Source organism: Streptomyces sp. NPDC007205 (assembly GCF_040634095.1).
Lineage (GTDB): Bacteria > Actinomycetota > Actinomycetes > Streptomycetales > Streptomycetaceae > Streptomyces.
In genome coordinates this window covers 44,868-51,410 of sequence record NZ_JBEYEW010000041.1, presented here as the reverse complement: position 1 = coordinate 51,410, position 6,543 = coordinate 44,868, and the positions used below count along the sequence as shown (strand labels likewise).

Below are 6,543 nucleotides of genomic sequence, written 5' to 3'. Positions count from 1 at the left end.
CCGCCGAAGTTCGACAAGACCGATTACAAGCAGCGGCATGCGGTCGAGTGCGGGATCAACCGGCTCAAGCGCCACCGGGCCGTGGCCACGAGGTACGACAAGCTCGCCGTCCGCTACGAAGCGACCGTGCTGGTCGCAGCCATCAACGAGTGGCTATGACCAGCACTTTCACAACACGCCCTAGAAGGGACACCCCCTGGCATGGACGTTCCGCTCTGGCTCGCCGTCATCGCCCTCGGCTACCTCGGCGTCAAGCACGTCCGCCCGCCCTGGTGGCTCGTGGCCCTGCTCCTTCTCGGCGGCTACCTCCTCGCCCACAGCTTCCTCGGCCCCGTCGTCGCCTCCCTCGTCCACTGACCTATCCGAAGGGACAACCGTCGTGCTCACACCGAAGTACCCGCCCCCGGACACCGCACCGCCCCCGGCGGCCATCCAGCCGCAGCCCACCGCCCCGGCCACACCGGCACCGGTCGCCTCGGCTCCGGATCGGCGGACCATCCAGCTCACGCCGGGCAGCGCGCTCGCCCTCGCCGCCGGCGGAGGCGCCGTGGTCCTGGTCGTCGGCGCGGTCCTGGTCTCGCTCCTGCTGGCGGTCGCCATCACCGGCGTCTCCGTCGCCGTAGTCGCTGTCGTCCTGCGCCTCCTCGTCAAAGACCTCCGGAAGGGGCGGTGACCTGCGTGGACACGCACCTGATCGCAGCTGGATTACCGGCGCTCGGCTGGACCGTCCACGGGGGAGTGCTCCTGCGGCGCTTGGCGGATGCCCGCCGCGACCCCCTGACCGGCCTGCACACCCGCGCCGGATGGACCGCCCGCGCCGAGCGCCTGCTCGCCAAGCACCCCGGCGCCCTGGTCCTCCTGATCGACCTGGACGACTTCAAAGCGATCAACGACACCCACGGCCACGCCGCCGGTGACGCGGTCCTCGCCGCCACCGCCCGCCGCCTCACCGACTGGTGCGGCCACCACGGCATCGCCGCCCGCCTCGGCGGAGACGAGTTCGCCGCCATCGTCACCGACCTTGCCCGTACCCCGGGCCTGTTCGCCCTGCGGATCGTCTTGGACCGGCCCGTGCGCCACAACGGCTGCGTCTTGCCGGTGTCGGCCTCCGTCGGCCACGCCCACCGCGCACACCTGCCGCTCCCCACCCTCACCGACGCCCTGTCCGCCGCCGACGCCGCGATGTACGCGGCCAAGGGCCACGGCAGGCGCAACACCACCCACCTCTGATCCCGAAAGGAACCCTGATGGGCCTGTTCAACCGCAAGAAGGACCCTGAGCCCGCCCGCAACGAAGAGATGGTCGAACTCGGCCGCGACTACGCCATCGCCCGCCGCCACCGCGACACCAAGGCCATGAACCGGATCATGCGCCAGGTCGGCAACGACAAGGACGTGACCGACCTCAGCGACTTCCGCGCCGGCCAGGAGACCTACGACTCCATCCCGCCCATCCCGCGCGGACGCAACCGCCGCCGCTGACGGCCCCGGGGCGGCTCTCTCGCCAAAGAACCGCCGCCCCGGCGCCTCACACCACTTCCAGATCCAACGGACCCGAAAGGGAAGCCCCATCATGCCCCAGCACGCCCCGAACAAGCCCGTGTGCCGCGACTGCGACGGCTTCGCCACCGCCGCCATCACCACCGGCACCCGCAACACCGACGGCAGCCGCGCCACCCTCACCGTCACCTGCCGCGCCTGCAAGGGCACCGGCCACCAGTTCCCCGCCGCCCAGCTCGTCCGCGCTGGGAGGTGACCAGTTGACCGACACCGCCACCATGGCGGCCCTGGACCCGGCCACCCTCACCGACGTGCTGAGGCTGGCCGGGTCATACGGCTTCGACCGCCTCCAAGACCAGATCCGCCGCACCGGCGGCTGCTCCGACCCGATCCACCTGACCGGTGCCACCATCACCCGCAACAAGGCCACCGGGCAGATCCTCCACTCGTACTCCACGGACAGCGAACCCGGCGGACGACTCCGCCTCGCCTGCGGCAACCGCCGCGCCTCCCGCTGCCCCGCCTGCGCCTGGACCTACGCCGGCGACACCTACCACCTCATCCGCGCCGGACTCGTCGGCGACCCCGACAAGGGCACCCCGCACACCATCCGGGATCACCCGCGCGTCTTCGCCACCCTCACCGCCCCGTCGTTCGGTCCGGTCCACAATCGCCCCGGCAACCGGCCCTGCCGCTGCGGCACCCACCACACCGAGGACGCACCCGAACTCGGCACCCCGCTCGACCCCGACACGTACGACTACGTGGGCGCCGTGCTGTGGAACAACCACGCCTCCGACCTGTGGCGCTACTTCACGATCTACCTGCGTCGCGAGATCGCCCGCCGGGCCGGGCTCACCCAGAAAGACGCCCGCGAACAGTCCCGCGTCTCCTTCGGCAAGGTCGCCGAGTACCAAAAGCGCGGCGCCGTCCACTTCCACGCCGTGATCCGCTTCGACGGCCCCGACGGACCCGACAGCCCACCACCGGCCTGGGCCACCCTCGACCTGCTCACCGACGCCATCCACGCCGCAGCCGCCCGCGTCGCCGTGGACATTGCCCCCGCCGGGGACCAGCCCTCCCGCACCCTCACATGGGGCACCCAGCTCGACGTCCGCCCGATCCGGGCCTTCGGCGACGGCGAGGAGATCACCGAACAAGCCGTCGCCTCCTACGTCGCCAAGTACGCCACCAAGGCGGCCGAGACCACCGGCACCGTCGACCGCCGCATCGGCAACAAAGAGGCCCTGGTCCTGCTCGGCGTCCCAGACCACCCCCGGCGGCTCATCGAGGCCTGCCTCGACCTCCACTCGCTCTACCCCGACCGCAAGCTCCGCGACTGGGCCCACATGCTCGGCTTCCGCGGCCACTTCTCCACCAAGTCCCGCCGCTACTCCACCACCCTCGGAGCCCTCCGCCAGGTCCGCGCCGACTACCGCGCAACTCAGCAACGCGCCGTGCTCGGTCTGCCCGATCCCGGCGACGAGGAGACCACCGTTCTCACCCTCGCCCACTGGACCTACGCCGGCCACGGCCACACCCCCGGCGAGTCGTGGCTCGCCGCCAACATCCGCCGCGACATCCAGCACAACCGCGAGATCGCCCGCGAAGAACTGCCCGCCCTGCTCGACCGGGAAGGAGCGCACGACCATGAATGAGCGGTACCTCAGCGTTGACCAGGTGGCCGAGGTGCTCGGCACGACCGTGCGCTTCCCTCGGCGCCTGATCGAAGAGCGGCGGATTACCTACGTGAAGGTCGGCCGGCACGTCCGCATCCCCGAGAGCGCCGTACGGGACTACATCGCCGCCAACACCGTCGAACCTCGCCGCCGTGTCTCCGCCCATCGAGGGGTGGCTGCCTGATGGCTGGGAAGCGTCGGCAGTTCGGCCGGGTCCGCAAGCTCCCGTCTGGCCGCTACCAGGCTCGGTACGTCGGTCCTGACGGAGTGCTCCGTCCTGCACCCGACACCTTCCGGACAAAGCGCGAGGCAGACGACTGGCTTGCCGACATGCAGACGGAACTGCGTCAGGGAGACTGGCGTGACCCCGATGCGGCCAAGGTCCCGTTTGCGAAGTACGCGAACGCATGGGTTGCCGAACGCCCGCTGGCCAAGAGCACTCAGGAGCTGTACGAGATCCTCGTCCGCGTGCACCTGGTGCCCACCTTCGGACGCATGTCCATCGCCGACATCACGCCGGCCGCCGTCCGCACCTGGCGCCGAGCTCGACTGGACGCGGGGACTGGCCCGACCACGGTCGCCAAGGCCTACTCGCTGCTCCGCACGATCATGGGCACGGCCGTCGAGGACGGACTGATCCGCCGCAACCCGTGCCAGATCAGGAACGGCGGCACGGTGACCACCCCTGAGCGTCCTACGGCCTCCGTCGTGGACGTCTTCGCCCTCGCAGACGCCTCCCAGCCCCGCTACCGCGCCCTGGTCCTGCTCGGCGCCTTCTGCGCCCTGCGCTGGGGTGAGCTGGTCGCCCTGCGCCGACGGGACGTCGACCTGGACGCGAGCATGATCCGGGTGCGCGGCTCGGTGTCCGAGTTGAACAGCGGCAAGAGGATCTACAAGGCGCCCAAGAGTGAGGCGGGCAAGCGGTCCGTGGCTATTCCGCGTTCGATCATGCCGGTCGTCGTCGCCCACATGAAGCAGTTCGCGGAGCCCGGTGCTGACGGCCGCGTCTTCGTCGGCGCGAAGGGCGCCACACCCCGCCGGAACCACTTCAACGGTCTGTGGCACAAGGCCTGCGCCGAGGTCGGCATTAAGGGCCTTCGCTTCCATGATCTTCGGCACACCGGCAACACCCTGGCGTCCCAGACGAACGCCAGTACGCGTGAGCTGATGACCCGGCTCGGCCACAGTTCGACCCGTGCGGCGCTGATCTATCAGCACACCTCGGATCGCCGTGAGCGGGAGATCGCCGACGGGGTGGACGCGGTGATCGTGAACGCTCTGAAGCGGCGTCGTCGGCCGAAGGGGCATGCGGGGGACATGGAGGGCTGATCGACCCCGGGAACGACTGAAGGCCCAGGGAGAGGAAATCAACCTCTTACCTGGGCCTTCGGCACTCAGAGCGGGCGACGGGAATCGAACCCGCGTAGCTAGTTTGGAAGACTAGGGCTCTACCATTGAGCTACGCCCGCAACAGTGCGCCGCAGGTCGGTGACCGCGGCACTGGAGGCATCGTAGCGGGTCGCCCGCCGCCGAGGCCAACGAGTTGGTTCCGGAGTCGTCGCGCGCGCCGTCTCCGGGAATGCGGCCGACGTAATCGTCCGGGGCATGTACCCTACGTCTCGCACCAGACGGGGTGTGGCGCAGCTTGGTAGCGCGTCCGCTTTGGGAGCGGAAGGCCGTGGGTTCAAATCCCGCCACCCCGACCATCTGCTCACGCATCTGATCACGACGTCGTGATGATCGCCTTTTGGGGCGCTGACCGGCTGCGGTTACTATGCAAGCTGCGCGCCCGTGTGACCCGGCCCCCACGGCCTACGTACTCCTCCGGGCGGCGAATCCGCCGGACCAGTCTGGCTCCGGCAGAACCCAAGAAGTCAGCCACAAGGAGACCGAACCGTGAAGAGCGCCGTGGAGACCCTGAACCCGACTCGGGTTCGGCTCACTGTCGAGGTGCCCTTCGAGGAGCTCAAGGACAGCCTCGACGCGGCGTACAAGAAGATCAACCAGCAGGTCACGGTGAAGGGCTTCCGCAAGGGCAAGATCCCGGCCCGCGTCATCGACCAGCGGTTCGGCCGCGGTGCGGTGCTGGAGGAGGCCGTCAACGACGCGCTGCCGAAGTTCTACACCGAGGCGGTCAACGAGGCCGAGCTGAGCCCGCTGGGCCAGCCCGAGGTCGACATCACCGAGCTGAAGGACGGCGAGACGCTGAACTTCACCGCCGAGGTCGACATCCGCCCCGCCCTGGAGATCCCGGACTACTCCGGTATCGAGGTCGAGGTCGACGCCGTCGAGGTGACCGACGAGGACATCGAGAAGTCGGTCGAGCAGCTGCGCGAGCGCTTCGCCTCCACCTCCCCGGTCGAGCGCGCCGCCGAGGACGGCGACGTCGTCACCATCGACCTGGAGGCCAAGGTCGACGGCGAGGTGCTGGAGGACGGCATCGCCAGCGGCGTGTCCTACACCATCGGCTCCGGTGAGCTGCTGGACGGCATCGACGACGCCGTCAAGGGCCTGTCCGCCGGCGAGGAGGCCACCTTCACCTCCGAGCTGAAGGGCGGCTCCGCCGCGGGCAAGGAGGCCGAGGTCACCGTCAAGGTCACCCAGGTCGCCGCCCGTGAACTGCCCGAGCTGGACGACGAGTTCGCGCAGCTCGCCTCCGAGTTCGACACCCTGGACGAGCTCAAGGCCGACAGCCGTAAGCGCCTCGCGAACATGAAGCAGTTCGACCAGGCCACCCAGGCCCAGGAGCGCGTCCTGGAGAAGCTCCTCGAGCTGGTCGAGGTCCCGGTCCCCGAGAAGCTGCTCGAGGACGAGATCAACACCCGCAAGCACAACCTGGAGCACCACCAGCTCGGCCAGATGGGCCTCACCCTCGACAAGTACCTGGAGATCCAGGGCAAGACCGCCGAGGAGTTCGACACCGAGACCCGCGAGGCCGCGGTCAAGGGCATCAAGACCCAGTTCGTCCTGGACGAGCTGGTCAAGAAGGAGAACCTCAACGTCAACCAGGAGGAGCTCACCGAGCACCTCATGCGGCGTGCGGCCTCCTCCGGCATGTCCCCCGACCAGTTCGCCCAGGCCGTCGTCGAGGGCGGCCAGGTGCCGCTGCTGGTCGGCGAGGTCGCCCGCGGCAAGGCCCTGGCCGTCGTGGTCGAGGCCGCCACGGTGAAGGACACCAACGGCGAGATCGTCGACCTGGACGACGAGGAGGAGGAGACCGAGGCCGCCGAGGCGTCGGAGACCTCCGAGGCGTCGGAGACCTCCGAGGAGAACACCGAGGGCTGAACGGCCCTACGGCGCCGGTAAGGCACGTACAGCGGGCCCTGGGGACTGTCCCCGGGGCCCGTTCGTCGTATGCGGGACGG

Annotated in this window: 9 protein-coding genes and 2 tRNA genes; 10 read left to right on the top strand and 1 reads right to left on the bottom strand. The window is 69.6% G+C overall.

The window, feature by feature from the left end; genetic code table 11:
• Nucleotides 1-201 precede the first annotated feature (201 nt).
• The 8 genes from ABZ624_RS36590 (at nucleotide 202) to ABZ624_RS36555 (ending at nucleotide 4,507) form a co-directional block, all read left to right on the top strand.
• Nucleotides 202-357: a hypothetical protein gene (locus ABZ624_RS36590; protein ID WP_360098891.1), complete on the top strand. Its 156-nt coding sequence runs from the start codon at nucleotides 202-204 to the stop codon at nucleotides 355-357.
• 22 nt (nucleotides 358-379) lie between these two features.
• Nucleotides 380-673, top strand: coding sequence for a SpdD protein (locus ABZ624_RS36585; protein ID WP_360098889.1), 294 nt, complete (start codon nucleotides 380-382; stop codon nucleotides 671-673).
• Nucleotides 674-678: 5 nt separating this feature from the next.
• Entirely contained in the window at nucleotides 679-1,230 is a 552-nt protein-coding gene (locus ABZ624_RS36580) for a GGDEF domain-containing protein (protein ID WP_360098887.1), read from the top strand.
• Between the two features lie 17 nt (nucleotides 1,231-1,247).
• On the top strand, nucleotides 1,248-1,481 hold the full coding sequence (locus tag ABZ624_RS36575; protein ID WP_360098885.1) for a hypothetical protein: 234 nt from the start codon (nucleotides 1,248-1,250) through the stop codon (nucleotides 1,479-1,481).
• Nucleotides 1,482-1,572: 91 nt separating this feature from the next.
• Nucleotides 1,573-1,755 carry a hypothetical protein gene (locus ABZ624_RS36570; RefSeq protein ID WP_360098883.1) on the top strand — a complete coding sequence of 61 codons (183 nt, stop codon included), beginning with the start codon at nucleotides 1,573-1,575 and terminating at the stop codon, nucleotides 1,753-1,755.
• Between the two features lie 4 nt (nucleotides 1,756-1,759).
• Nucleotides 1,760-3,157, top strand: a complete 1,398-nt coding sequence (gene repSA, locus ABZ624_RS36565; protein ID WP_360098882.1) for a replication initiator protein RepSA — start codon at nucleotides 1,760-1,762, stop codon at nucleotides 3,155-3,157.
• Complete coding sequence (locus ABZ624_RS36560) at nucleotides 3,150-3,362, top strand: excisionase family DNA-binding protein (protein WP_360098880.1); 213 nt, start codon at nucleotides 3,150-3,152, stop codon at nucleotides 3,360-3,362. Before repSA ends, ABZ624_RS36560 begins: the two co-directional genes overlap by 8 nt.
• A 146-nt stretch (nucleotides 3,363-3,508) precedes the next feature.
• Nucleotides 3,509-4,507, top strand: coding sequence for a tyrosine-type recombinase/integrase (locus ABZ624_RS36555; protein WP_360098878.1), 999 nt, complete (start codon nucleotides 3,509-3,511; stop codon nucleotides 4,505-4,507).
• Between the two features lie 69 nt (nucleotides 4,508-4,576).
• Here ABZ624_RS36555 and ABZ624_RS36550 read toward each other — a convergent pair.
• A tRNA-Gly gene (locus ABZ624_RS36550) sits at nucleotides 4,577-4,647 on the bottom strand.
• Between the two features lie 160 nt (nucleotides 4,648-4,807).
• On the opposite strand from ABZ624_RS36550, the gene ABZ624_RS36545 reads away from it, so the two are divergent.
• Nucleotides 4,808-4,884: transfer RNA gene (locus tag ABZ624_RS36545), tRNA-Pro, on the top strand.
• Nucleotides 4,885-5,074: 190 nt separating this feature from the next.
• On the top strand, nucleotides 5,075-6,463 hold the full coding sequence (tig, locus tag ABZ624_RS36540) for a trigger factor (RefSeq protein WP_360098876.1): 1,389 nt from the start codon (nucleotides 5,075-5,077) through the stop codon (nucleotides 6,461-6,463).
• Nucleotides 6,464-6,543: the final 80 nt, after the last annotated feature.